Origin of the sequence: Streptomyces sp. NPDC026092 (assembly GCF_040638605.1) — a bacterium.
GTDB lineage: Bacteria > Actinomycetota > Actinomycetes > Streptomycetales > Streptomycetaceae > Streptomyces.
On sequence record NZ_JBEZYN010000014.1, the window covers coordinates 167,539 to 192,455 of the forward strand.

Annotated in this window: 25 protein-coding genes; 17 read left to right on the forward strand and 8 right to left on the reverse strand. The window is 71.6% G+C overall.

What is annotated here, in order from left to right; translation table 11 throughout:
- Positions 1-23 precede the first annotated feature (23 nt).
- From AB0F56_RS23180 to AB0F56_RS23195, 4 genes are all read right to left on the reverse strand, one after another.
- Positions 24-1,271 carry a ketosynthase chain-length factor gene (locus AB0F56_RS23180; RefSeq protein WP_362012812.1) on the reverse strand — a complete coding sequence of 416 codons (1,248 nt, stop codon included), beginning with the start codon at positions 1,269-1,271 and terminating at the stop codon, positions 24-26.
- Entirely contained in the window at positions 1,268-2,536 is a 1,269-nt protein-coding gene (locus AB0F56_RS23185) for a beta-ketoacyl-[acyl-carrier-protein] synthase family protein (protein WP_362012815.1), read from the reverse strand. Before AB0F56_RS23185 ends, AB0F56_RS23180 begins: the two co-directional genes overlap by 4 nt.
- Positions 2,533-3,003, reverse strand: a complete 471-nt coding sequence (locus AB0F56_RS23190) for a cupin domain-containing protein (protein WP_362012817.1) — start codon at positions 3,001-3,003, stop codon at positions 2,533-2,535. Before AB0F56_RS23190 ends, AB0F56_RS23185 begins: the two co-directional genes overlap by 4 nt.
- Before the next feature lie 66 nt (positions 3,004-3,069).
- The gene (locus tag AB0F56_RS23195; RefSeq protein ID WP_362012819.1) at positions 3,070-4,191 is read right to left on the reverse strand and encodes a SchA/CurD-like domain-containing protein; all 1,122 of its coding nucleotides are present in this window, start codon (positions 4,189-4,191) and stop codon (positions 3,070-3,072) included.
- Positions 4,192-4,422: 231 nt separating this feature from the next.
- Between AB0F56_RS23195 and AB0F56_RS23200 the strand changes: the two genes are divergently transcribed.
- From AB0F56_RS23200 to AB0F56_RS23250, 11 genes are all read left to right on the forward strand, one after another.
- Positions 4,423-6,090 carry an FAD-dependent monooxygenase gene (locus AB0F56_RS23200; RefSeq protein ID WP_362012822.1) on the forward strand — a complete coding sequence of 556 codons (1,668 nt, stop codon included), beginning with the start codon at positions 4,423-4,425 and terminating at the stop codon, positions 6,088-6,090.
- A 248-nt stretch (positions 6,091-6,338) separates the two neighbouring features.
- Positions 6,339-6,848 carry a sortase gene (locus AB0F56_RS23205; RefSeq protein ID WP_362012824.1) on the forward strand — a complete coding sequence of 170 codons (510 nt, stop codon included), beginning with the start codon at positions 6,339-6,341 and terminating at the stop codon, positions 6,846-6,848.
- A 104-nt stretch (positions 6,849-6,952) separates the two neighbouring features.
- Positions 6,953-7,627 carry a class F sortase gene (locus tag AB0F56_RS23210; RefSeq protein ID WP_362012825.1) on the forward strand — a complete coding sequence of 225 codons (675 nt, stop codon included), beginning with the start codon at positions 6,953-6,955 and terminating at the stop codon, positions 7,625-7,627.
- A 42-nt stretch (positions 7,628-7,669) separates the two neighbouring features.
- On the forward strand, positions 7,670-8,974 hold the full coding sequence (locus AB0F56_RS23215; RefSeq protein ID WP_362012828.1) for an alpha/beta fold hydrolase: 1,305 nt from the start codon (positions 7,670-7,672) through the stop codon (positions 8,972-8,974).
- 25 nt (positions 8,975-8,999) lie between these two features.
- Positions 9,000-9,647 (forward strand): MBL fold metallo-hydrolase, encoded by a 648-nt coding sequence (locus AB0F56_RS23220; RefSeq protein ID WP_362012831.1) that lies wholly within the window; start codon positions 9,000-9,002, stop codon positions 9,645-9,647.
- A gap of 30 nt (positions 9,648-9,677) precedes the next feature.
- Positions 9,678-10,457: an exodeoxyribonuclease III gene (locus AB0F56_RS23225; RefSeq protein WP_362012834.1), complete on the forward strand. Its 780-nt coding sequence runs from the start codon at positions 9,678-9,680 to the stop codon at positions 10,455-10,457.
- Between the two features lie 87 nt (positions 10,458-10,544).
- Positions 10,545-10,982: a DUF6278 family protein gene (locus AB0F56_RS23230; RefSeq protein WP_362012836.1), complete on the forward strand. Its 438-nt coding sequence runs from the start codon at positions 10,545-10,547 to the stop codon at positions 10,980-10,982.
- A 138-nt stretch (positions 10,983-11,120) separates the two neighbouring features.
- Positions 11,121-11,867 (forward strand): amino acid ABC transporter ATP-binding protein, encoded by a 747-nt coding sequence (locus tag AB0F56_RS23235; protein ID WP_362012839.1) that lies wholly within the window; start codon positions 11,121-11,123, stop codon positions 11,865-11,867.
- Positions 11,868-11,884: 17 nt separating this feature from the next.
- Entirely contained in the window at positions 11,885-12,802 is a 918-nt protein-coding gene (locus AB0F56_RS23240; protein WP_362012842.1) for a glutamate ABC transporter substrate-binding protein, read from the forward strand.
- A gap of 13 nt (positions 12,803-12,815) precedes the next feature.
- Positions 12,816-13,460, forward strand: coding sequence for an amino acid ABC transporter permease (locus AB0F56_RS23245; protein ID WP_362012845.1), 645 nt, complete (start codon positions 12,816-12,818; stop codon positions 13,458-13,460).
- Complete coding sequence (locus AB0F56_RS23250) at positions 13,457-14,329, forward strand: amino acid ABC transporter permease (protein WP_362012847.1); 873 nt, start codon at positions 13,457-13,459, stop codon at positions 14,327-14,329. Before AB0F56_RS23245 ends, AB0F56_RS23250 begins: the two co-directional genes overlap by 4 nt.
- 52 nt (positions 14,330-14,381) lie before the next feature.
- Here AB0F56_RS23250 and AB0F56_RS23255 read toward each other — a convergent pair whose 3' ends face one another.
- Together AB0F56_RS23255 and AB0F56_RS23260 are read right to left on the reverse strand one after the other, a co-directional pair.
- The gene (locus AB0F56_RS23255; RefSeq protein ID WP_362012848.1) at positions 14,382-15,947 is read right to left on the reverse strand and encodes an alpha/beta fold hydrolase; all 1,566 of its coding nucleotides are present in this window, start codon (positions 15,945-15,947) and stop codon (positions 14,382-14,384) included.
- Positions 15,948-16,084: 137 nt separating this feature from the next.
- Positions 16,085-17,269: an Ig-like domain-containing protein gene (locus AB0F56_RS23260; protein ID WP_362012849.1), complete on the reverse strand. Its 1,185-nt coding sequence runs from the start codon at positions 17,267-17,269 to the stop codon at positions 16,085-16,087.
- 160 nt (positions 17,270-17,429) lie between these two features.
- Here AB0F56_RS23260 and AB0F56_RS23265 point away from each other — a divergent pair, with 160 nt between their 5' ends.
- Both AB0F56_RS23265 and AB0F56_RS23270 read left to right on the forward strand, forming a co-directional pair.
- Positions 17,430-18,020, forward strand: a complete 591-nt coding sequence (locus AB0F56_RS23265) for a hypothetical protein (RefSeq protein WP_362012852.1) — start codon at positions 17,430-17,432, stop codon at positions 18,018-18,020.
- A 44-nt stretch (positions 18,021-18,064) separates the two neighbouring features.
- On the forward strand, positions 18,065-19,339 hold the full coding sequence (locus tag AB0F56_RS23270) for a cytochrome P450 (protein WP_362012855.1): 1,275 nt from the start codon (positions 18,065-18,067) through the stop codon (positions 19,337-19,339).
- On the opposite strand, the gene AB0F56_RS23275 is transcribed toward AB0F56_RS23270, so the two are convergent.
- Positions 19,290-20,021: a hypothetical protein gene (locus tag AB0F56_RS23275; RefSeq protein WP_362012858.1), complete on the reverse strand. Its 732-nt coding sequence runs from the start codon at positions 20,019-20,021 to the stop codon at positions 19,290-19,292. The two genes, AB0F56_RS23270 and AB0F56_RS23275, sit on opposite strands and share 50 nt — an antisense overlap.
- 104 nt (positions 20,022-20,125) lie before the next feature.
- Here AB0F56_RS23275 and ggt point away from each other — a divergent pair, with 104 nt between their 5' ends.
- Positions 20,126-21,928: a gamma-glutamyltransferase gene (gene ggt / locus AB0F56_RS23280; RefSeq protein ID WP_362012860.1), complete on the forward strand. Its 1,803-nt coding sequence runs from the start codon at positions 20,126-20,128 to the stop codon at positions 21,926-21,928.
- 37 nt (positions 21,929-21,965) lie between these two features.
- Here the strand turns inward: ggt and map are convergent, their stop codons facing one another.
- Positions 21,966-22,733 carry a type I methionyl aminopeptidase gene (gene map / locus AB0F56_RS23285; RefSeq protein WP_362012863.1) on the reverse strand — a complete coding sequence of 256 codons (768 nt, stop codon included), beginning with the start codon at positions 22,731-22,733 and terminating at the stop codon, positions 21,966-21,968.
- A 46-nt stretch (positions 22,734-22,779) separates the two neighbouring features.
- Between map and AB0F56_RS23290 the strand changes: the two genes are divergently transcribed.
- From AB0F56_RS23290 to AB0F56_RS23300, 3 genes are all read left to right on the forward strand, one after another.
- Positions 22,780-23,031, forward strand: a complete 252-nt coding sequence (locus AB0F56_RS23290; RefSeq protein ID WP_362012864.1) for a helix-turn-helix transcriptional regulator — start codon at positions 22,780-22,782, stop codon at positions 23,029-23,031.
- 34 nt (positions 23,032-23,065) lie between these two features.
- A complete protein-coding gene (locus AB0F56_RS23295; RefSeq protein WP_362012867.1) occupies positions 23,066-23,446 on the forward strand; it encodes a PPOX class F420-dependent oxidoreductase in 381 nt (126 codons plus the stop codon).
- A gap of 127 nt (positions 23,447-23,573) precedes the next feature.
- Positions 23,574-24,833, forward strand: a complete 1,260-nt coding sequence (locus tag AB0F56_RS23300) for a UL36 very large tegument protein (protein WP_362012868.1) — start codon at positions 23,574-23,576, stop codon at positions 24,831-24,833.
- The last annotated feature ends 84 nt before the right edge of the window (positions 24,834-24,917 follow it).

The window sequence follows — 24,917 nt, forward strand, 5'->3', positions numbered from 1 at the left end:
TGTGCTCTCCTTCCCGCCCGGTCCTACCGGGCGGAGTCGTCGCCGCGGCGCACGACCAGCGCCGCGTTGGATCCCATGAGTCCCCGGCTGAGGACCAGGGCCGTGCGCAGCTCGGCGGGGCGAGCGCGGGACATCACCAGATCGAGGTCGTGGCAGATGTCGAACACGTTGGGGGTGGGCGGGACCACGCCGTGCTCCATCGCGAAGACCGCGGCGGCGGTGTCCAGGACGGGCGCCCCGCAGTAGGCACGGCCGATGCCCGTCTTGGGCGCCGTGACGGGAACGCGGGTCGCGTGTGCCCCGAGGGCGTCGGCGATCGCCAGCGCCTCGGCGCGGTCCGCCTCCGGTACGCCGAGCGCGTCCGCGAAGACGACGTCGATCTCCTCGGGCGCGCAGCCGGCCTCGTCGAGGGCGACGCGGACGGCGCGGGCGAGTCCCTCCCGGGACTCCTCCCACCGGGAGGCGCCGGTGAACGTGGCGCCGTGACCGGCCACGACGGCCCGGACGGTGGCTCCCCGGTCGCGGGCGCGGTCCTCGTCCTCCACGACGAGCATCGCGCCGCCCTCCGCGGGGACGAAGCCGCAGGCTCCCTGGGTGAAGGGCCGGTAGGCGCGGTCCGGGTCCTCGACGGTGCTGAGCTCCGGGTATCCGAGCTGGCACACCATCGAGTACGGGGCGAGCGGCGCCTCCGCCGCTCCGACGATCACCGCACCGGTCCCACGCCGTACGGCCCGGGCGGCGTGGGCGAGGCCGTCCAGGCCTCCCGCCTCGTCGCTCGCGACCACCCCGCACGGTCCCTTGAAGCCGCTCCGGATGGAGATCTGGCCGGTGCTCGCGGCGTAGAACCAGGCGATGGACTGGTACGGGCCGACGAACTTGGATCCCTGACCCCAGAGCTTCTGGAGCTCCCGCTGGCCGAACTCGCCGCCGCCGGAACCGGCCGCGGTGACGACGCCGATCTCGAAGGGCTCCGCCGGGTCGTCGTGGGCGATGCCGGCGTCGTCGAGGGCGAGCTGGGCCGCGGCCATCGCGTAGTGGCTGAAGCGGTCGGTCTGGACGAGGAAACGCTCCTCGATCAGGGCGGAGGCGTCGAAGCCCCGGACCTCGCCCGCGACCTTGAGCGGCAGGTCCTGGCACCCCTCACGGGTGATCCGGTCCAGGACGCCCAGCCCTTCCCGGACGGACTTCCAGTACGCGTCGGCACGCAATCCGTTGGGGGCGATCACACCGATGCCGGTGACGACGGCCCGCCGTGGGCGCTCAGTGCTCATCGTGTCCTCCCGCCCGGCCCCGTCAGGAGGACCGCGGACTGGAAGCCGCCGAATCCGCTGCCCACGGAGAGCACGTTCCTGAGCTTCCGGGAGCGGGCGGTGCGCGGCACGTAGTCCAGGTCGCACTCGGGGTCGGGGGTCTCGTAGTTCGCCGTCGGAGGTACCACCTGGTGCTTCAGCGCGAGGACGCAGGCGGCCACCTCGATCGCGCCGATCGCGCCCAGCGAGTGCCCCACCATGGATTTGATGGAGCTCATGGGCGTGTCGTAGGCGTGCGCCCCCAGGGACAGCTTCACGGCGGCGGTCTCGTGCCGGTCGTTCTGCCGGGTGCCCGAGCCGTGCGCGTTGACGTAGTCGATCAGCGTCGGGTCGAGCCGGGCCTGGTCGAGCGTGGAGTCGATCGCCCGGGACATCTCCAGGCCTTCGCCGGTCAGACCGGTCATGTGGTACGCGTTGCCGAAGGTGGCGTAGCCGCCGATCTCGCAGTAGATGTGCGCACCGCGGGCCCTGGCGTGCTCGTACTCCTCGAGCACGAGCACGGCCGCGCCTTCGCCCATGACGAAACCGTTGCGGTTGTTGTCGAAGGGCCTGGAGGCGTGCTCCGGGTCGTCGTTGTCGGGCGAGGTGGCCTTGATGGCGTCGAAGCAGGCCATGGTGATCGGGGATATCGGGGAGTCCGACGCACCCGCTATGCAGACGTCCGCCCGGCCCTCCTCGATCGTGTGGAAGGCGTAGCCGACGGCGTCGAGGCCGGAGGTGCAGCCGGTGGAGACGGTCTGCACCGGGCCGCGGGCGCCGAACTGTTCGGCCACGACGGAGGCGAGCGTGCTCGGCGAGAACGCCAGGTGCAGCTTGGGGTCGGCCGTGCGGTGGTCCACGTCCCACCGCTGCCCGCCCTCGCTGACCAGGACGTAGTCGTGTTCGAGCCGGGTGGTGCCGCCGACGGCGCTGCCCAGGGAGACGGCGACGCGCCACGGGTCCTCGGCTTCGGTGTCGAGTCCGGAGTCGCGGACGGCTTCCCCGGCGGCGACGACGGCGAACTGGATGTACCGGTCGGCGTGGCGGCTCAGCTCCGGGTCGAGGCCGTGGTCCGCCGGGTCGAAGTCGCACTCGGCGGCTATGCGGGAGCGCAGCCCGACCGGGTCGAACAGGGTGATGCCGCGGGTCGCGGTACGGCCGGCGGCGAGGAGGTCCCAGAACGCCTTCGCTCCGGTGCCGCCCGGAGCGACCACACCGATACCGGTGACGGCCACTCGCCGGGTCACTCGATGGCCCCGCTTCGCTCGGACACCTGTCCCGGGTCGCCCACGGTCAGGTGCGGGCCCGCCGCGGCGAGCTCGGCCTCGTCGGTGCCCTCCGTGTCGACGTGGCCGAGGCTCGGCCGGGGGGCGAGCGGGCCCAGGTGGAAGACCATGCGCGCCTCCACGTCACCCACGTTGCGGAAGCGGTGCCGCATGTCGATCGGGATCAGCAGACCCTGATCGGTCGTGAGCGCGTACGTCTCGCCGTCCAGATCCACTTCCAGCGCGCCCGAGACGACGTACACGAACTCCTCGGAGTACGGGTGGTAGTGCTCGCCGATGCGCTCGCCCGGTTGAACGATGGCCAGGCCCATGAAGCCGCTGGTGGAACCCACCGTGGCCGGCGTGAGCATGGCCCGCAGGTCACCTCCCCGCCTGCGGTTGGGTTCCGTCTCGTCCAGGTTCACGATGCGTGGACGCTGCTTGAGCATGGTTGGTACCTCCGGATGTGGCAGTGACGTGCTGGGGAGCGACTGCGACGGGGCCGTGACCGGCCGTCAGGAATCCGCCGAGCGGTCGGTGACGGGCAGCATGTCGGCGTGCGACAGGAGCCGGTTGAGGTTGCGCTCCGTCTTCAGGGAGCCCTCGACGCCGATCGCGGCGCCGTCGAGGAGGAGTTCGAGCTCCGCTGCCTTCCCGGAGCCCTTGAGCCCGAGGGAGGCGACGGGGTCGAGGTCGAGTTCGCCCGTGAGGTCGACCAGGCGCACCACGATGTCGTCGCGCTGGAACACGGTGCTGCCGTACACCGGGCTGTCCGGATCGTCCGCCGCGGCCCGGTCCTGGTGGGCGAGCAGCCGGGCCAGCTCCATCCCGCGGCCTTCCTTGGCCGGGTAGTACAGCGCGTGCCGCCGCAGCTCGGCCGGTGCCGGCCGGCTGGACACCACGTGCTGGACGGCCGGGAGCGCGGCCCGGGTGAAGAACACCCGCGCCGACTCGGGGTCGGTCAGGTCCCGGTCCTGCTCCAGGTACGGGTTGATGGCCTCCTCGACCGCGCGTACCTCGGGCTGACGGGCCACGTGCCGCAGCGCCACGAGGAGGTCGCCCTCCACCTCCACGGCCCGCACGACACGGTTGCCGTGCATGAACAGGGAGGTACGGCGCAGCCGTGTGGTCTCGTCGACCTGGGCCCGGGGCGACTCGTACCCGGCCAGGAGCTCCGCCACCTTCGACTCGGAGCCCGGCTTGACGGTGAAGGTGAGGGCGTGGCGCGCCACACCGTCGCCCACGCGGGGGGCGACCTGCACGTCCGCCGCTGCCGCGGCCCGCGAGGCCCGCTGACCCGGACCGGTCTCCCGGAGGATGCTGTAGCGCATCGAACGGGTGTCCCGGACACAGCTGTGCATCGGCTTGACCGTCTGGACGTGCTCCTCGCTGTTCACCCAGGCGAGGAACGGCGGAGCGCTCTCCCACTCGCTGGTGATGAGCCACTGCGAGGGGTTCTCGATGGACTGGCAGAGCTGGTCACTGATGTGACCGGGAACGGAGGCGACCTGCTTGCGCATGAGTTCGTACGCGTCCAGGAACTGCTGCTGAGCTCCTTCGTACAGGTCGAGCAGGAGGATCACTCGCAGCTTGGAGCCGTCGAACGCCGACTGCGAGATGCGTCCCGAGGGGGCCATCCGGCACACCTCTTCTCTTCTCGGTGGGGGGTGGGAACGACCTACGCGACCGAAACGCCGGAGTCGTGATGTGTCGATGGTTGACAGCAGCGCCGAGAGCGCGCGAGCCCGAACGAGCGGACGAGTGAACCGCGTGTCATCCGGGTGCCCCCGGCACGCGGACACGTCACCGAAGGGCTTGAATCTGGATCCCATCCCCGACTCGCGTCGCAGGACGCCGGGAGACGAACAATGAACCGATTCGACGTGACCGGCGAAGCAGCAGGTCACCGCACGCCCGTACTCATCGTCGGCGGCTCGCTGGTGGGCCTGTCCACCTCGCTGTTCCTGGGACGTCTCGGAGTGCCGCACACCCTGGTCGAGCGCCACTCGGGCACCTCGATCCACCCGCGCGGCCGCGGCAACAACGTGCGCACGATGGAGGTGTTCCGCTCGGCCGGGCTCGAGCCGTCCATCCAGAAGGCCGCCTCGGTTCTGGCGGAGAACAGCGGCATCCTGCAGACGCCCAGCCTGGTGGGCGACGTCGGCGAGTGGCTGTTCAAGGAGATCGACCCCGGCGGCGGTCTCGCCCGCTTCAGCCCCGCCGCGTGGTGCCTGTGCAGCCAGAACGACCTCGAACCGGTGCTGCTGGAACGCGCCCGGGAGCTGGGCGGGGATCTGCGGTTCTCCACGGAGCTGATGTCGTTCGAGCAGGACGCCGAAGGGGTGACCGCACAGGTCAAGAGCCGCGACACCGGCGAGCACACCACCATCCGCGCGGACTACCTCGTCGCGGCGGACGGCCCGCGCAGCCCGGTCCGCGAGCTGCTCGGCATCGGGCAGAACGGTCCGGGCGACCTCTTCCACAACGTGAGCGTCACCTTTGTCTCCCGCGGCCTCGCGGACGTCGTCGGCGACCGGCACTTCATCGTCTGCTACCTGACGAACCCGGAGGCCGACGGGGCCCTGCTGCCGGTCGACAACCGGGAGCGCTGGGTATTCCACGCCCCTTGGCACCCCGAACACGGCGAGACGCTCGAGGAGTTCACCGACGAGCGGTGCAGGGACCAGATCCGGCGGGCCGTGGGAGTGCCGGACCTCGATGTGGAGATCACGGACAGAGCTCCCTGGCACGCGGCCCAGAGAGTCGCCGAACGGTACGCGGACGGCCGGGTGTTCCTCGCCGGCGACTCCGCCCACGAGATGCCGCCGACCGGCGCGTTCGGCTCCAACACCGGTATCCAGGACGCGCACAACCTCGCCTGGAAGCTCGCCGCCGTCCTGGGCGGCTGGGCCGGCCCCGGCCTGCTCGCGTCCTACGACGCGGAGCGCCGGCCGGTGGCGGAGGCGACGAGCGCCCGCGCCTCGTCGCGGTCGGTCGAACACAGCCACCCCGGGTACGCCCCCGGCCCCGGCGCCGGCGCCGGTAGCCCGAAGGGGAGGAAGGGCGGCCTGCTCAACGAGGTGCTCGGCTACCGCTATCCGCAGGGCGCCGTCCTGGGCGCCGACCCGACGCTGCCGGTCGTGTCCGACGGACTGCGGCTGACCGGCGAACCCGGGAGCCGGGCACCCCACCTGTGGCTGAACCGCGCCGGTGGCCGGGTCTCCACCCTCGACCTGTACGAGCGGTCCCTGGTGCTCCTGAGTTCCGAGGCCGGCCCCGGGGGCTGGCACACCGCGGCGGCACGCGTCGGGCAGGAGCTGGCGGTGCCGCTCGACTCGTACCGGATCGGCGACGGGTCCGACGCGGAGCTCGCGCCCGAGAGCGACACGGACTGGGCGGAGGCCCACGGCGTCACCGCGGACGGCGCGGTGCTCGTCCGCCCCGACGGGTTCGTCGCGTGGCGGTCCGAAGGGGCGTCGGCGGAACCCGTGGCGGCGTTGCGGGAAGCCGTCACGGCGATCCTGGGCCGGGGCTGACCGCTTCCCGGGGACACGCCTAGCCCGTTCGCGCGCGGGACGCCATGCGTTTCCGCGCAGCGCACGGGCCGCCGTGACCTGCGGCGATGATCAGAGGCAAGGATGATCAAGGCCCCGACCGGGGGACATCGGGCGCGATCCTCCCGTTGCGGTGATCACCGGTCGGGGATCTTCTCGTGCTCGGAGCACAGCACAGGTGCCGCGCGGTCCAGCCGGCCAGGAAAGCTCCGCCGAAGGAGAGAAGAAGCATGCGTCTCGCACGTACAGGAATCCAGCTCGCCCTGGTCCTGAGCACCCTCGCCCTGTCCGCACCCGCCGCCGTCGCGGCGCCCACCGGTGACGCCTGGGTCAACCCGAGGAAGGCGACCCCCGGCAGCACCGTCACCGTCACCACCACCGCCTGTGGCAACGAGACCTACGGCAAGGGGGAGTCGGAGGTGGCCGGGCAGTTCCACCTCCTGCCGGGCAACCGGAAGGGCGTCCTCGTCGGTGAGTTCACGCTCCCGTGGGACGCTCGCTCCGGCACGGACACCGTGACCCTCAAGTGCCCGCCCCGCATCAAGCAGACCCTCACCTACCAGATCTCCGGCCGGCCGAACGGTGCCGTGGCAGCGGGCTTCGGCTGGGCCGCCGCCGCCGCGGACGGGGACGGCGGCGGCAGCCCGTACGCCGTCGGCGCGCTGCTCATCGGCGGCGCCGCCGCGGGCTTCCTGATCAGGAGGCACCGCCGCGCCACCGCCGACCGGAACTCCTCCTGAGCCCACGGGGCCACGCCCCGACGGGCCCACGCCCCACAGCCACAGCCACGGCCCCGGCTCCGCGAGGAGATCCGGGGCCGTCATCCAGCGGAGGCACGATCCGCATGAAGAACGGCTCCGGGCCGAGGCCGGACGGAGCGCCGTCCCGGCGCGTCCCCTCGGTCAGGGCGCTCGCCTGGGCGACGCTCGTCGGCATCGTCCTGCTCGTCCACGTACCCGGCGGCGACGGCGGCTCGCGGCCGCCGACGACCGCGCAGGCCCCACCGGCGCCCGCCCGGCCCGCCGCCGGGGCCGAACGGGACCGCAGCGGACCCCGGCCGCTGCCCGCGTCCGACGCGGCGTGGCTCAGGATTCCGGACATCGGGATCAACGTCGGCCTCATCCCCCTGGAGTTGGACCGCGCCGGAGCGCTGCGTCCCCCGCCCACGTCCGACCCGACCGTGGCCGGCTGGTACGCCGACGGCCCCGCCCCCGGGGCGCCGGGCACGGCCGTGGTGGCCGGACACGTGGACACCCCGCTCGGCCCCGCCGTCTTCCACCGGCTCGACGCCCTCTCCCGGGGCGCCAGGATCGAGATCGAGCGCGAGGACGGACGTACGGCCCTCTTCACCGTCGACGCGGTCGAGGTCCATCCCAAGGACCGATTCCCCGACGACAAGGTCTACGGCGGTTCGGGCCGCCCCGAGCTGCGGCTGATCACCTGCGGCGGCGACTGGTCGAGCGACACCGGCTATCGGGCCAACACGGTGGTCTTCGCGACCTTCACAGGGACGAAGTAGCGCCCGCCATGTGGGACAGGAGCCGCAAGTTTCGACCCGGCGATGTCGGAGCCGGTGAGAGATGAGAGGGTCTTGCGGGTGAGTGAGACACCGACGAACACCCTGCAATACCGCCTCGACGGGAGAGAAGACGCCCCGGTTCTGGTCCTGGGCCCCTCGCTCGGCACGACCATGCACATGTGGGACCGGCAGATACCCGAGCTGACCCGGCAGTGGCGCGTCGTCCGGTTCGACCTGCCCGGCCACGGCGGGGCGCCCGCCCGGCCCTTCACCTCCGTCGCCGAGCTCGGCGACCGGCTGCTCGCCACCCTCGACGACCTCGGCGTCCAGCGCTTCGGCTACGCGGGCTGCTCCATCGGCGGCGCCGTCGGCCTCGACCTCGCGCTGCGCGCACCCCACCGGGTCGCCTCGCTCGCCCTGGTCGCCACGTCGCCCCGGTTCGGCAGCGCCGACGAGTTCCGCCAGCGCGGGGTGATCGTCCGCGCCAACGGCCTCGACCCCATGGCCCGTACCGCCCCCGAGCAGTGGTTCACCCCCGCCTACTGCGCCGCCCAGCCCGCCATCGTCGAATGGGCCGTGCAGATGGTCCGCACCACCGACCCCGGCTGCTACATCGGCGCCTGCGAGGCGCTCGCCCTCTTCGACGTCCGCGAGGCCATCGGCCGGATCGGCGTCCCCGCCCTGGTCCTCGTCGGCTCCGACGACCAGGTCACCGGCCCCGCCGAGGCACGCACCCTGGTCGCCGGGATCGCCGACGCCCGGCTCGCGGTCGTCCCCGGCGCCTCCCACCTCGCCCCCGTGGAGCAGCCGGCCGCCGTCACCGAGCTGCTCATCGACCACTTCGCCGGGATCGTCCACGACACCCAGGCCACGCTGCCGGCGCCGCCGATGCCGCCCGTCTCCGCCTCCGTCGTGCCCGTCGCCGAGATCGCGCCCGCCGAGCCGGCCGACGAGGCCACCGGGAGCGCGCGCCCCGACCCGTACGAACGGGGGGACAGGCTTCGCCGCGAGATCCTCGGCGACGCCCATGTGGAGCAGGCCAGGGCCGACGCGTTCGGCGCCGACCTCCAGGACCTCGTCACCCGCTACGCCTGGGGCGAGGTGTGGAACCGGGACGGCCTGGACCGCCGTACCCGCAGCTGCGTGACCCTGACCGCGCTGATCGCGGGCGGCCATCTCGACGCCCTCGCGGACCACACCCGGGCCGCCCTGCGCAACGGCCTCACCCCCGACGAGCTGCGCGAGGTCGTGCTCCAGACCGCCGTCTACTGCGGCCTTCCGGCCGCCGAGAGCGCCCTGCGCGTCGTGGGCAGGGCGATCAAGGAGGAGACCACCCCTCAGGCGTAGGCTGGCCGGGCCCGTACGGCCCGTCGTGAGGGGGAGTCCCGTGAAGCTGACGAAGAAGTCGCACGCCTGCGTCCGCCTGGAGAAGGACGGGCGGACGCTCGTCATCGACCCCGGGAACTTCAGCGAGGAGGACGCCGCCCTCGGCGCCGACGTCCTCCTCGTCACCCACGAGCACCCCGACCACTTCGACGAGAACCGGCTCCGGGCCGGCCTGGAGGCCAACCCGGCGGCCGAGATCTGGACCCTGCGCAGCGTCGCGGACCAGATGTCGGCCGCCTTCCCCGGCCGCGTCCACACCGTCGGCCACGGCGACACGTTCACCGCCGCCGGATTCGACGTCCAGGTCCACGGCGAACTGCACGCGGTGATCCACCCGGACATCCCCCGGATCACCAACATCGGCTTCCTCGTCGACGGCGCGGTCTTCCACCCGGGCGACGCGCTGACCGTCCCGGACCGGCCGGTGGACACGCTGATGCTGCCGGTGATGGCCCCCTGGAACAAGATCTCCGAGGTCATCGAGTACGTACGCGAGGTCAAGCCGCGCCGCGCCATCGACATCCACGACGCCCTGCTCACCGACCTCGCCCGGCCGATCTACGACCGGCAGATCGGCGCGCTCGGCGGCACGGACCACGGCCGGCTCACCCCGGGCGACTCCACGCAGCTGTGACTGTCACACCCCGCCGTTAGGCTTGCGCTCATGCGCATCGCGACCTGGAACGTCAATTCGATCACCGCCCGCCTGCCTCGACTCCTGGCCTGGCTGGAGAGCACCGGCACGGACGTGCTGTGCGTCCAGGAGACCAAGTGCACCGCCGAGCAGTTCCCCACCGACGAGCTGCGCGAGCTGGGGTACGAGTCGGTGGTCAACGCCACCGGCCGGTGGAACGGCGTGGCCCTGATCTCCAAGGTCGGCCTGGAGGACGTCGCCATGGGCCTGACCGGCGGGCCCGCCTACGAGGACCTGGAGGAGCCCCGGGCCATCTCCGCGACCTGCGGACCGGTCCGGGTCTGGTCGGTGTACGTGCCGAACGGCCGCGAGGTCGCCCACGAGCACTACGCGTACAAGCTCCGCTGGCTGGAGGCGCTCCGCGCGGCCGTCGCCGAGGACGCGGCGGGGGAGCGGCCCTTCGCCGTCCTCGGCGACTACAACATCGCCCCGACCGACGACGACGTCTGGGACCGCTCGGCCTTCGAGGGCCTCACCCACGTCACCGAGCCGGAGCGGGCCGCGCTGGCCGGGCTCCGCGAGGCGGGCCTCCAGGACGTGGTCCCGCGCCCGCTGAAGTACGACCACCCGTTCACGTACTGGGACTACCGCCAGCTCTGCTTCCCGAAGAACCGGGGCATGCGCATCGACCTGGTGTACGGCAACAAGCCGTTCGCCGACGCGGTCAAGGACGGCTACGTCGACCGCGAGGAACGCAAGGGCAAGGGCGCCTCCGACCACGCCCCGGTCGTCGTCGACCTGGACGTCTAGCCCCTGATCCGCCTCCCTGGCGCCCGGCGTGGATGATCTCCGCGCGCCGGGTGGTGCCACGGGAGGGTGAAATGCGACGCTGTTCGGATGAACATCCCGTTCCTGGACAACTGGCGCAAGCGGCATGAGGCCGATCAGCCCCCCTTGGCCGCGGCCTTCGACCGCGACCCGGAAGGGGTGGGTGAGCTGCTCGCCGAGTGCGAGCTGCTGCGCGCCAGAGTCCAGGACCGCGGGGTGACCCTCGACGACAGCCCCCGCTCGCTCGCCGCCCTCGACCAGCTCTCGCCGCGCTGGCGCGACGATCCGGAGGAGCTGCCCTGGATCGGCAACGACGCCGGCCTCTATCTCGGCACCGTCATCGTGCGGAACGTGCCGGGCGCGAGCTGGCAGGTGTGGCCCGGCGGGCAGCCGGTGGTGCGGCTCGCCTCGGGCCGGGAGATCAACGTGGTCGAGGCCGGGCTCGACTGGGCCATGACCGGGTCGCCGGAGCTCTCCCAGATGTACGGAGAGGCCGCCGAGTTCTGAGCGCCCGCACCCCCGCCGAACACCCCTTTGCAGTAAATACGGCTTATACCGGTATTACGCGTGTCGACCATGAAGTCCCCTTTTGCGCCGGATAGTTTGCGCTGACCTCGACACGGCTGAAAAGGGGCAGGGGAGCGTATGGCGGTCGTCGATCCGTTGATCGAGCTGCGTGACGTCAACAAGCACTACGGCACGTTGCACGTCCTTCAAGGCATCAGTCTCACCGTCGGGCGCGGGGAGGTCGTCGTCGTCATCGGGCCCTCGGGCTCGGGGAAGTCGACCCTCTGCCGGGCCATGAACCGGCTGGAGGCCGTCGAGTCGGGCGAGATCATCATCGACGGACAGCCCCTCCCCGAGGAGGGCAAGGCGCTGGCCCGGCTCCGTGCCGAGGTCGGCATGGTCTTCCAGTCCTTCAACCTCTTCGCGCACAAGACCGTCCTCGCCAATGTCTCCCTCGCGCAGATCAAGGTCCGCAAGCGCAAGAAGGAGGAGGCCGACCGACGCTCGCGCGAGCTCCTCGACCGGGTCGGCCTCGCCGCCCACGCCGACAAGTTCCCCGCCCAGCTCTCCGGCGGCCAGCAGCAGCGCGTCGCGATCGCCCGCGCCCTCGCCATGGACCCCAAGGCGCTCCTCTTCGACGAGCCGACCTCCGCCCTCGACCCCGAGATGATCAACGAGGTCCTGGAGGTCATGCAGCAGCTCGCCCGCGAGGGCATGACCATGGTCGTCGTCACCCACGAGATGGGCTTCGCGCGCTCCGCCGCCAACCGGGTCGTCTTCATGGCCGACGGCCGCATCGTCGAGGACCGCACACCCGAGGAGTTCTTCACCAGCCCGCGCAGTGAACGCGCCAAGGACTTCCTGTCCAAGATCCTCAAGCACTGAGCGGGGGCGGACACCACATGCACCGTACGCGACGTCCTCTCACCGTCCTCGCGCTGCTCGCCGTCTCCTTGACCGCCCTGGTTGCCTGCGGCAAGGAGGGCAGTCCGCCCGTCAAGGGACCGCAGCCCGACGAACTCCCCGTCTACCAGGTCCAGTCGGCGTTCCAACTGCCCGACTCGCCGACCTGGGAACGGGCGAAGAAGCGCGGCCACCTCGTCGTCGGCGCCAAGGAGGACCAGCCCTACATGGGGGAGAAGGACCCGGCCACCGGAACGTACTCCGGCTTCGACATCGAGATCGCCAAGATGCTCTCCGCCTCCCTCGGCTTCGACCCGGCCACGATCAGCTTCCGGACCATCGCCTCGGCCAACCGCGAAACCGCCCTGCAGAACGGCCAGATCGACTACTACGTCGGCACCTACACCATCAACGACAACCGCAAGAAGCTCGTCGGCTTCGCGGGCCCCTACTACATGGCCGGCCAGTCACTGCTCGTGCGCACCGACGAGAACGACATCCACGGCCCCCAGGACCTCGACGGCAAGCGGGTCTGCTCGGCCGCCGGATCGACCCCGTACCAGCGGATGGAGCGGGACTACCCGAAGGCGGAACTGGTCGCCTACGACACGTACTCCGTCTGCGTCGACAACCTGCTCACCTACCAGGTCGACGCGGTCACCACCGACGACACCATCCTCATGGGCTACGCCGCCAAGGTCCCGAACGAACTCAAGGTCGTCGGCAAGCCGTTCTCCAAGGAGCCGTACGGCGTCGGCGTCCCCCGGAACGACAACGCCCTGCGCTTCGCCCTCGACGACGCCCTCGCGTTCCACGAGAAGAACGGCGACTGGAAGAAGGCCTACGACGTGACCCTCGGCCTCTCGGGGGTGCCCGCCCCGCAGCCGCCCGCCATCGACCGCTACCCGGCGAGCTGAGGAGGAGCCCGGCATGGACGTCCTGACAGACAACTTCGAGACCTACGGCGAAGGCTTCCTCGGCACCGTCGAACTCACCGTCTACTCCTCGGCCCTGGCCCTCGTCCTCGGCTTCGTGATGGCTGCCTTCCGGGTCGCACCGGTCGGCTCCTTCCGGGTCTTCGGCACGGTCTGGGTGACCATCCTGCGCAACACCCCGCTCACGCTGCTCTTCTTCGCCGTGATGCTGGGCCTGCCGCGCTTCGGACTCGTGCTCCCCTTCGAGCTGTTCGCCGTCCTCGCGCTCGGCTGCTACACCTCGGCCTTCATCTGCGAGGTCCTGCGGTCCGGCATCAACACCGTCCCACGCGGCCAGGGAGAGGCCTCTCGCAGCCTCGGCATGACGTTCAGTCAGACCCTCAACGCGGTCGTGCTGCCCCAGGCGTTCCGCTCCGTCATCCCGCCCATCGGCTCCACCCTGATCGCGCTCGCCAAGAACTCCGCCATCGCCGGGGCGTTCAGCGTCAACGAACTCCTCGGCACTTACAAGACATTGAGCGAACTGGGCTACAACATCGTCTGGACCTTCGTCTGGATCGCCGTCGGCTATCTCATCATCACCCTCACCATCAGCGCGATCTTCAACGTCATGGAGAAGCGCTGGGGAGTCGCCCGATGACCGATTCCACCGCCCTCTACGACATCCCGGGACCACGCACCCGTCAACGCCACCTCCTCTACGGCCTCATCTCGACCGTCGTCATCCTGGCCCTGGCCGGCTGGATCCTCTATCTCCTCTTCGACACCGACCAGTTCACGGCCACCAAGTGGTCGCCCTTCGAATACGTCGGCATCCAGGAGCTGTTGCTCCGCGGACTGGGGAACACCCTCAAGGCCTTCGCGTACGCCTCGGTGCTCTCGCTCGCGTTCGGCGCCGTCCTCGCGGTCGGCCGGCTCTCGGAACGCGCGGTCTTCCGCTGGGTCTCGACGCTGCTCGTCGAGTTCTTCCGCGCCATGCCCGTGCTTGTGATGATCTTCTTCATCTTCGTGGCGCTGAAGGTCCAGCCGCTGCCCGCCCTTGTCGCCGGACTCACCCTCTACAACGGCTCGGTGCTCGCCGAGGTGTTCCGTACGGGCGTCAACTCGGTCGACCGGGGCCAGGGGGAGGCCGCGTACGCACTCGGACTGCGCAAGACCCAGGTGATGACCTACGTCCTGGCACCGCAGGCGCTGCGCGCGATGCTGCCCGCCATCATCAGCCAGCTGGTGGTGGCGCTGAAGGACACCTCGCTCGGATACCTCATCACCTACGAGGAGTTCCTGCACGCGGGGAAGCTGATCGCGTCGAACCTCGACTACGACCTGCCGTTCATCCCCGTCGTCATGATCATCTCGCCGATCTACATCGGGATGTGCGTGCTCCTCTCCTGGTTCGCCACCTGGGTGGCCAGGAGGGAGCGGCGCAGTCCCAAGACACAGGCCGTGGATGTCGCCCCGGCCGAACCAGGGACGCTGCTGCCGGGTGGGGGTCCCCCCACGCGGCCGTAGCGGCCGCGCAGTAGCTCGCGGGGAGCCAAGCCCGCCCGGCAGCAGCCGGTGATCACTCCGCTCGCAGTGGGACCGACAGGTACGAGGGGTCGGCCGCAGGGGAGGAGAAGGTCAGCTGCGCGCCGGTCGGGTTGTGCTCGATGTAGAGCGGGTCCACGGTGTCGACGACCACGGCGAGCCGGTGGCCCGCGGGGACGTCGTAGGCCGTGGAGAACAGCTCCAGGTCCACGGGGAAAGGAGTGCCGGGAGTCTTGCCGTGGAAGGTGTACGGCGCGTTGCTGACCAGTTTGCCGAGGCCGAGCGGGCCCACGTCGTAGAGGTACGCGACGAGGGTGCCGCTCTCCTTGGTGGAGGTGACCGTGGTGTGCAGCTTCGCCGTACCGCGCACCCGCTGGGGCGTGTCGTACCGCTCCGACTGCCACACGCCGGCGAAGGAGCGGGGGAGGAGGGGGATGGAGGCGACGGGCGGGGCCTTGACCAGCTGGTCCAGGAGGTTGGAGAGCAGGACCACACCGCCGTTGGCGCCGGAGTCGACGTTCGCCCAGATCCGCTGGGAGCCGCCGAGGGCGATCTTCCGCTCGTTCGCGCCGACCGACTTCCAGTCCGGGTAGCCCTCGTAGCCGCCGGTGGACCGCGACTTGAGCTGGACGGGCTGCTCGCGGTCGATGCCGTTGTCGACGCCCTTGAGGTGGTGGTCGAACCAGCGGTGGGCGCTGGTCCAGGTGTCGTTGGGCAGCCCGAGCAGGCCCGTCGCCTCGGCGGTGGCGTGGTCGCCGGGGCGGAACTCCAGGCGCTTGGGGCCCTGGAGCTTCTCGTAGAAGGAGGCGTACTGGTTGGGCGGGAAGATGGTGTCGCCCCAGGCGTTGCCGAGCATGATGGCGGCGCCGTTGGCGTTGATCTCGTCGAGGTAGGCGGCGGGCGACCGCTTCTCGCCCCAGGCGATCATCTCGCCTTCCTTGGCGAGGTTGGAGGAGAGGAAGTCGCCCAGGATCGCCTTGAGTTCGGGACCGGGGCGTCCGGTGAGATAGCCCGCGCCGCCGAGGAGGGCGGCGGCCTGGAGGTGCTGGGTGCGGCCGCTGTAGATGGACTCGATGAGGTCCGCCCAGCCGCTCAGCGCGGCGACGGCCTTGATCCGCTTGTCGTGCGCGGCGGCCAGGAGGCTGATCCCGGCGCCGTAACTCACGCCCGCCATACCGACCTTGGCCGGGTCGGCGGGCGTGTTCGCGAGCGCCCAGTCGACGACCTTGGAGGCGTCGGCCACGTCCTTGGGGCCCGCGGTCTCGATCTCGCCGCCGGACTGCCAGAAGCCGCGCGAGTTGTAACTCACCACGACGTAACCGGAGTCGGCGAGCTTCTGGGCCTGGACGAGGTACTCGATCTGCGGCACGGCCCAGCTGGTGGGCAGCACGATCACGGGGTAGCGGGCCGAGGCGCCGGCGCCGGCCGGGGTGACGACGTTGGCCTTGAGGACGGTGCCGCCGTCGCCGACGATGTCGACGAAGCGTACGGAGGGGGCGGCGGTGGCGGCGGACGGGGCTGCGGTGGCGGCGGGGGCGAGCCCGAGGGCCGTCCCGGCCACCAGGGCGGCCGAGACGGCGAGGGTGAGAGGTACGCGCACGGGGGGTCACTCCTTGCTCGTGTCACTGGTGGGGACAGTGCAAAAGTGACCCGACGGTAACCGGCTGGGCTTACCTGAGGTAACTGGTCGGTAAGTTACGCGACGGTAACGATTGTTGAACGCGCGAGGGACCGTGATCAGCGCAGGGCGCTCTTGGCCTGCCAGTCGGACCAGGAGAGGTTCCACTCCCCGTACCCGTTGTTCAGGGCCTGCGTCCCCTTGGCGTCGGAACCGGTGACCTCGAAGGGGTCGCCGACCTGGACCGTGTCGTACACACTCTTCGCGTCGGCGTCGCTCATCCCGATGCAGCCGGAGCTCTTGTTGGCGTTGCCGAAGTACGCCGCGTTCCACGGCGCCGCGTGCGCGTACATGCCCGACCAGGTCAGCCGCATCGAGTAGTCGACCATCTTGTCGTAGGCGTCACCGAGGCCGACGGTCTCGGAACGCATGTTGATGGTGCCCTCCTTGGACATCAGCACGGTCTTCCCGCGCCAGGACGCCTTCTCGCCCCCGGGCGTACCGGCCGACATGGGGACGTCCTTCACGGTGACGCCGTCGCGCAGCAACGTCAGCCGGTGGTTGTCGAGGTCCACCTTGACCAGCTGGTTCTTCCCGATCGAGAAGGTGGTCGTGTAGTCACGCACGAACCAGCCGCCGGCGGTGCCGGAGTCGATCCCGCTCAGGGAGGCGTCGAGCGTGACCTTCGTACCGGCCTTCCAGTACTCCTTCGGCCGCCAGTCGACCCGGTCCTTGCCCGACCAGTCCTGCATCCAGCCCCAGGAGCCCTCGGTGTTGTTCGAGGTGGTGACCTTGAGGTGCTTCTCGACGTCCGCCTTGTTCTTCACCGGGTGGTCGAAGACGATCGACAGCGGCTGGGCGATGCCGACCGTGGTGTTCTTCCCCGGGGCGAGCGTCAGCTTGTTGACCTTCTCGGGGGCGGCCGTGGTGAACGCGGCCTTCGCGGTGGCCCCGGCGCCGTCCCGCGCCTCGACGGCGTACGCGGTCCCGGGCGTGGCGTTCCGCGCCGACGTCCACGTCTTCCCGTCCGCGGCCACCTTCCCGTCGAGCCGCGCACCCTTGGAGTCGGTCACCGTCACCTCACGCAGCTTCCCCTCCGCGAGCGTCACGGTGACCGGCTCACCGGCCTTGGCGCTCTCACCGGTGAGGTTCACGGATATCCGCATCGGCGGAACCTCCTTCCCCCCGCCGCTCCCGCCCTCGCCTCCGGCGGCCGCCGCACCCCCGGAACACGAACTGAGCGCGGCGACGGCGAGGACCCCGGCGGTGGCGGTGAGCAGGGCGCGCGGGCGGATGCGGTTCACAGGGACAACCTCCTGAGTGATCTCTCTTGCCGAGGGAAGAGGACATCAGGACGGAGGAGGTTGCGATAATCCGATCTATTTCGGTGATGTCGGATGTGAGATGGGCGATACTCGGCCACCGAAACCGCCTGGCCGCCCCGCCCCGAAGGAGCACCACCGCATGTCCGACACCCCCGGGCTCTCGCCGTACCAGAAGGACCTGAGGGAGCGCGTGCTCGCCGCACCGCGGGTCGACCCGCCCCCGCCCTGGCGCTCGGTGTTCCAGCCGTACGCAGCGGTGGGCGGACTGCTCGGGATCGGCTTCGGGGTCGACCCCCGCAGCGGGCACGACCTCGTCATGGTCGTCTCGAGCACCGGGCACGGGCTGTTCGACGCCGTCTCCGGAGAGAAGATCGCCCGCGACCGTGACCCCGAGGACGACATACCCGAAGGCCCCGATCTCTCCTGCCCCGGACTCGGGCCCCTGACGCGGCAGCGGGTGCACATCGCCGGGCTCTACGGCGGCGGGCTGCACACCACCGCCCACGGCGGGTGGAGCGTGGACGCCGTCGCGCCCGCCTGGCCCCACCATCGCGTCCTGCTCTCCGCCGAAGGCGGGGCGCCTTGGCGCGGGCTCCACGGCGAGACGTGGTGGCACGTGTTCGACGCGACCTGGTCCGAGTTCCGCGCCGCCGGCTTCTCCCCGTCCGGGCGGACGCTCGCCGTCGCGACGAGCAGCGACCTGAGCCTCTGGACACGCACCGGGGAGTGAGGGGCCGTCTGGAAAAGCGGGGGCCGGCGGGCCAGGGTGGGGGCGTGGCGAGTGACAGTGACGTTCCCGATGCCTTCGATGCCTGCGATGTCTTCGATCCCAGGATCTACGCCGACGGCGTCCCGCACGACGCCTACCGCGCGCTGCGCGACCGGAGGCCCGTCGCCTGGCAGGAGGAGCACGAGGTCCTCGGATGGCCCGCCGGGAGCGGGTTCTGGGCCGTGACGCGGCATGCCGACGTCGTACGGGTACTCAGGGAGCCCGACGCCTACTCCTCGTACCTCGGCGCCACGCAGATCCGTGATCCCGACCCCGCCGACCTGCCGTTCATCCGACGGATGATGCTCAATCAGGACCCTCCCCACCACGGCCGACTCCGGCGACTCGTCAGCCGGGCCTTCACACCCGGGCGGATCGAACGGTTCACCGACACCGCGCGGGCACGGGCCCGGGAGCTGCTGCAGGGCGCCCTCGACGACGGACCCGAGGTCGACCTCGTCCGCGCCGTCACCGACGACTACGCGCTGCTCAACCTCACCGACCTGCTCGGCGTCCCCGCGAGCGACCGGGGGCTGCTGCTCGCCTGGACCGAGCGGGTCATCGCCTACCAGGACCCCGACGAGCCACCCGTCCTCGACGACCTGGGACGGCCCGTCAACCCCCGCTCACCCGCGATGCTCGCCGAGATGTTCGCGTACGCCCAGGAACTCGCCGCGTACAAGAGGAAGCATCCCGCCGACGACGTCATGAGCGTGCTGGCCGGCTCCGAACTCCGGCCCGCCGAGCTGGAGATGTTCTTCTTCCTGCTGACCGTCGCCGGCAACGACACCGTCCGCAGCGCCGCCCCCGGCGGACTGCTCGCCCTCGCCCGCCACCCCGACGAACGCCGACGACTCTGGAACGGCGAGGTCGCCCTCGACCGGGCCGTCGAGGAACTCCTGCGCGTCCACCCGCCCGTGCTCTCGTTCCGGCGCACCGCGACCCACGCCACCGAACTCGCCGGCCGGCACATCGCCGCCGGCAACAAGGTCGTCGTCTTCCACGCCTCCGCCAACCACGACGAACGCGTCTTCGCCGACCCCCACCGCCTCGACCTGGCCCGCCACCCCAACCCGCACGTCTCCTTCGGCGAGGGCCCGCACGTCTGCCTCGGCGCCCACTTCGCCCGGCTCCAACTCCGCGTCCTGCACGAGGAGGCGCGTCACACCCTGGGCGACCTCGAACTCGCCGCCCCGCCCCGCCGCCTCGTCTCGAACTTCGTCAACGGCCTCAAGTCGCTGCCGGTTCGACTGCGGGCGCAGTCCGCGCCGCCCGCGTGACATCGGCGACCAGCTCCACCACATCGGGGCCGTACGCGTCCGAGTTGACGACCTTCAGGAGCAGCACGAAGGGACCGGAGCCGTACTTCCGCGCCAACTTCTCGTGGTGCCGGGCCAGATAGCGGCTCGCGGCCCGGTTGGCGACCGCGGCCTGGCCGCAGAGCAGGAAGACCGGCAGCCCGCCCTCGCCGCCGGTGAGACGGGCGAGGACCACATGCTCGGTGGACCCGTTCACGCACCGGTACACCTCGCCCCCGACCGTGAACATGCCCCGGTCCGCCGCCGGCTCCGTCTCCACGTTCATCGTCAGACCGGGCAGCAGGGACGACAGATGCGCCGCCATCCGGTGGTTGGAGTACGGCCCGCCGACGCAGAACTCCGCGCGGTCGCCGAGCCCCTGCCTGGCCTCGTCGTGCTGGACTATCTCCGGGCGCGCCCCGCAGTCCTTGATCAGGGCGGAGAGTTCGAGCAGCGCGGAGACGTCGACATGGTGCACCGCCCGCTCGCTGCCCGCCTGACGGTTCACCACGAGCAGGCACTCGGATCCGTCGCGCAGCCCGAAGAACGCCTGCTTGCGCCGGAGCTTCCGGCGCCACAGATACGTCCGGGTCAGCCAGCCCAGTGAGGCGCTGAGCCCGGTCGCCAGCACACCCAGCACGACATTGCGCAGGTCTTCGTTCATGGGCGCGCATGCTAGCGGTACGGCGTACCGCTGTTCGAGGCGGTCCTGACGGGAGGGCGGGCCGGAAGTTACGCTGCGCGGACGGTTGTTGACTGGAGGTACGGATGCGTCGTTCCGCCGCTCGGAAGGTCTCTCTGCTCGCCGTCGCCGTGACGGTGCTCTCGGTGGGCGCGGCCGCGCCACCGACGGGGAGCGGCCTGCGGCCGCCTGTGAAGGAACCCGTAGCCGTCGGCTACGGCGGCGCCGTCGCGAGCGTCGACGCCGACGCCTCCGCCGCGGGTATCGAGGTGCTCCGCAAGGGTGGCAACGCCGTCGACGCGGCGGTAGCCGTGGCCGCCGCCCTCGGTGTCACCGAGCCCTACTCCGCGGGCATCGGTGGAGGCGGCTACTTCGTCCACTACGACGCCAGGACCCGTACGGTCCGTACGATCGACGGCCGTGAGACCGCGCCCGCCTCCGCGGACGCGAAGCTCTTCGTGGAGAACGGCGCGCCCATCCCGTTCGAGGAGGGCATGACGAGCGGCCGGGGCGTCGGTACCCCGGGCACCCCGGCGACGTGGAAGGCCGCGCTCGACACCTGGGGCAGCAAGTCGCTGCGCACGCTCCTCGAACCCGCCGAGCGTCTCGCCCGCGATGGCTTCACCGTCGACGCCACCTTCCGCGCCCAGACGGCCTCCAACGAGGCCCGCTTCCGGGACTTCCCTGCCTCCTCGGAGCTGTTCCTGCCGGGCGGCCAACTCCCCGTGGTGGGCTCGACGTTCAAGAACCCCGACCTGGCGCGTACGTACGAGAAGCTGGGCCGGGAGGGTGTCGGGGCGCTGTACCGGGGCCCGTTGGCGCGGGACATCGTCAACACGGTCCGTAAGCCCCCGGTACGGGACGGGGCCACCCGGGTGGTTCGCTCGGGCGATCTGACGGAGCGTGACCTCGCCACGTACGAGACGGAACGGCGCAGTCCCACGAAGATGTCGTACCGGGGCCTCGACGTCTACGGCATGGCCCCGTCCTCCTCCGGCGGTACGAGCGTCGGCGAGGCGCTCAACATCCTGGAGCGCACGGACCTCTCCTCCGCCTCGCGCGCCGCCTACCTGCACCGCTTCATCGAGGCCAGCCGGATCGCGTTCGCCGACCGGGGCCGCTGGGTCGGCGACCCGGCGTTCGAGGACGTGCCGACGCGGGAGCTGCTCTCCCAGCGGTTCGCCGACTCCCGCGCGTGCCTGATCCGCGACGACGCCGTGCTCACCAGTCCGCTCGCGCCGGGCGACCCGCGCGACCCGAAGGCCTGCGCGAGCGGCGGGACGGCGGCGCCGACCACGTACGAGGGCGAGAACACCACGCACCTCACGGTGGCCGACAAGTGGGGCAACGTCGTCTCGTACACGCTGACCATCGAGTCGACGGGCGGCAGCGGGATCACCGTCCCGGGCCGCGGCTTCCTGCTCAACAACGAGCTGACGGACTTCTCCTTCGCCCCGGCGAACCCGGCCGTCCACGACCCGAACCTCCCCGGCCCGGGGAAGCGGCCGCGCTCGTCGATGTCGCCGACGATCGTGCTCGACCGGTACGACCGTCCGGTCCTCGCGCTGGGTTCGCCGGGCGGGGCGACCATCATCACCACCGTGCTCCAGACGCTCACGGGCGTCGTGGACCGCGACCTGCCGCTCGTCGACGCCATCGCCGCGCCTCGCGCGAGCCAGCGCAACCAGACGACGACGGAGCTCGAACCGGGCCTGTGGAACAGCCCGTTGAAGGCTGAGCTGGAGTCGATCGGCCACGGTTTCCGGCAGAATCCGGAGATCGGCGCGGCGACCGGCGTCCAGCGCCTGCCGGACGGCCGCTGGGTCGCCGCCGCCGAGACCGTACGGCGTGGAGGCGGGTCGGCGATGGTGGTGCGGCCGGTGGGGTAGCTGCTGGTTGACGCTGTGGCGCCTCCCCTCGGGGGCCCTACAGCGCCGTCAGGATCCTCGGGCCGTCGTCCGTGATCGCGACCGTGTGTTCCGCGTGTGCGGCGCGCGAGCCGTCGACCGTACGCATCGTCCAGCCGTCCCGCGCCGTGTAGTAGTCGTCGCCGCCCCCGGCGATGACCATCGGCTCGATCGCGAGGACCATGCCGTGGCGCAGCGGCATGCCCCGGCCCGGCCGTCCTTCGTTGGGGACGCCCGGGTCCTCGTGCATCCGGCGTCCGATGCCGTGTCCGCCGAATCCGTCCGGGATGCCGTAGCCGGCGTTCCGGCAGACGCGGCCGATGGCGTGCGCGATGTCGCCGATCCGGTTGCCGACGACGGCGGCGCCGATGCCGGCCTCCAGGGCGGCGTTCGCCGTGTCGATCAGGCGGGTGTCCTGCGGGCGGGCCCGGCCCACCGTGAAGCTGACGGCGGAGTCGCCGGCCCAGCCGCCCAGGAGCGCCCCGCAGTCGACGGAGACCAGGTCCCCGTCGGCGAGGCGGCGGTCCTCCGGGATGCCGTGCACGATCGCGTCGTTGACGGAGACGCACACGACGGCCGGGAACGGCACGGGCGCCCACTCGGGGCGGTAGCCCAGGAACGGTGATCCGGCCCCGGCCGCCGTGAGGACCTCCCGGGCCGCCCGGTCCAGCTCCTTGCCCGTGACGCCGGGCGCCGCCTTCTTCCGTACGGCCGCCAGCGCCTCGGCGACCACCCGTCCCGCGGCGCGCATGGCACGCAGGTTCTCGTCCGTCTTGATCTCCACCATGCCAATTACTATACCGCAATTACTATACCGGTATTAGTATGGCGACATGGTGCGCACACCCCTGACCCCCGAAGAGCGCGAGCGCGGCGAGCGGCTCGGCCGCCTGCTCCGCGAGGCGCGTGGCGACCGCTCGATGGTCGAGATCGCGGCGACGGCCGGACTCTCGGCCGAGACCCTCCGCAAGATCGAGACCGGCCGGGCTCCGACCCCCGCCTTCTTCACCGTCGCGGCCCTCGCGGCCGCCCTCGGCCTCTCGATGGACGACCTCGTCGTGCGGTGCGCACTGGTCCCCGTCTGACATCGGGCGGCCGCCCCTGCGTACCCTCGACCGCATGATTCCCGAGGAGCTGCGGCGCGGCCGCTACGTCAGCCTGACCACCTTCCGCAAGAACGGCACCGGTGTTCCGACGCCGGTCTGGTACGCCGTGGAGGGTGACGAGCTGTACGCCTACTCCCGTGCTGACGCCTGGAAGGTCAAGCGGCTGCGGAGCGACCCGCGCACGGTGGTCGCGGTCTGCGACGTGCGCGGGAACGTGAGCGAGGACGCGGTCCGTCTGGAGGGCACCGGTCGGCTCCTGGAGGGCGAGGAGCTGCGACGGGTGCGGAAGCTGCTCGCGCGCAAGTACACCTGGCAGTACTGGCTCGTCGACTGGCCCGCCACGATCGCCCGGCTGGGCAAGCGGCCGCACACGGGGATCGCGGTCAGCTTCTGATTCCGACCCGTTCGCCGTCGAGGTGATCGCGGGGCGAAAACAGTCTGTAGTCGTCCCGTAACACGACTGGGGTCGAATACCCGTGGACCGGAAGGTTCCAGTCGAGTGCACGGGCGGTGCGGGCGATATGACGGTGTATCAACTCCCGGTGGAGATTGGCGCGTTCGCGCGCTGGCTGGGCGGCGTGGCGGGGCGCCTGGTGTCGGGCGAGGGCTGGTACGGGGTCTTCGCCGGCCGTGACCCCGAGGGCCTGCGGGCCTGCTTCGGCGGTACGGAGATCCCGCCCTGGGACGTCGTCGAGTCACTGCTCCAGGACCTGGGCGAGTCGCCCCACGGCGCCGAGGCGGCCCGGGCCAGGGCCCTGCACGGAGCGGCGGCCGCCGCCCACGACCGGCGACCGGGCGGGGCGGAGGCGCTGCGGGAGCGGCTGGCGGCGATGGAGCACGAGCGCCGGCACGCCGAGACCCGCACCCACGAGCTCACCGCCCGCCTCCGCGACACCCCGCACGCTCCGGACGGTGACCGGATCGCCGACGCGCTGGCCTGGGCGGGGGACGACCACGCCCGTGCGACGTCCCGTGTCGCGGAGCTGACGGCGCGGCTGGCGGCGCTCGGCCCGGCCCGGGAACGCACTCCCGCCCCCGCCCCCGCCGCCCGGCGCAAGCCGCGCGGCGCCCGGTACGCCTGGTTCGACGGCGTCGAGGAGGCGCAGGGCCCCGCACCCGCGCCCAGCCCCGAGGCGGTCGAGCTGCCCGTGGCCGGGGCCGCGCCCCGAGGAGCCCGGTTCGGCGGCGCCGACGCGTCGCACGGACCCGCTGCCGGCACCGCCCGTACCGCCCCCGTGGCGACCGAGGCGGACGCCCTCCGTGCCGCCGGCAACGCCGTGTACGCCCTGCGGCGCCTGCGCGCCCAGGGGCGCAGCGGCGAGGCGCACGTGCTGCTCTGCGAGGCCGTCGCCGGGCCGCCCGGCTGGCTTCCGGCGCTCGCGGCGGAGCTGCACCGCGTCGGCCTCGGCGCCGACTGGTCCACCCTCCTCTGGGAAGCCGCCTCGCTGCCGCCGGGCCGTCTCGCCGCCGTCGCCGGGGCGCTCGCCGACGCAGGCCGGGCCGAGGACTGCGAGCAGCTGCTGCGGCAGGGCGTCGCCCGCCCGGTCGGCGAACTCGCCGGGGCGTGCGCCGCGCTGCGCGCCGAGGGCCACCACCGCGAGGCCCGGGCCCTGCTCACGGCCTTCGTGCGGGTCCGTACCCCCGAGGACGCCGCGCGGCTCGCCGCGGACGACCCGCGCGATCTCGTGCCCCAACTCCGGGAAGCGGCCCGCGCGCTGTCCCCGGCCCGCGAGCGCGACCTGGTCCACGCCCTGCGCGTCGCGGGCCTGCCGGTGACCTGATGGGCTTACCGTACGTGTCGGTGCGTGTCCGACATGGACCACTCGGGTAGGAAACATGATCGACTCCGGCGGTTCACGGCGGTG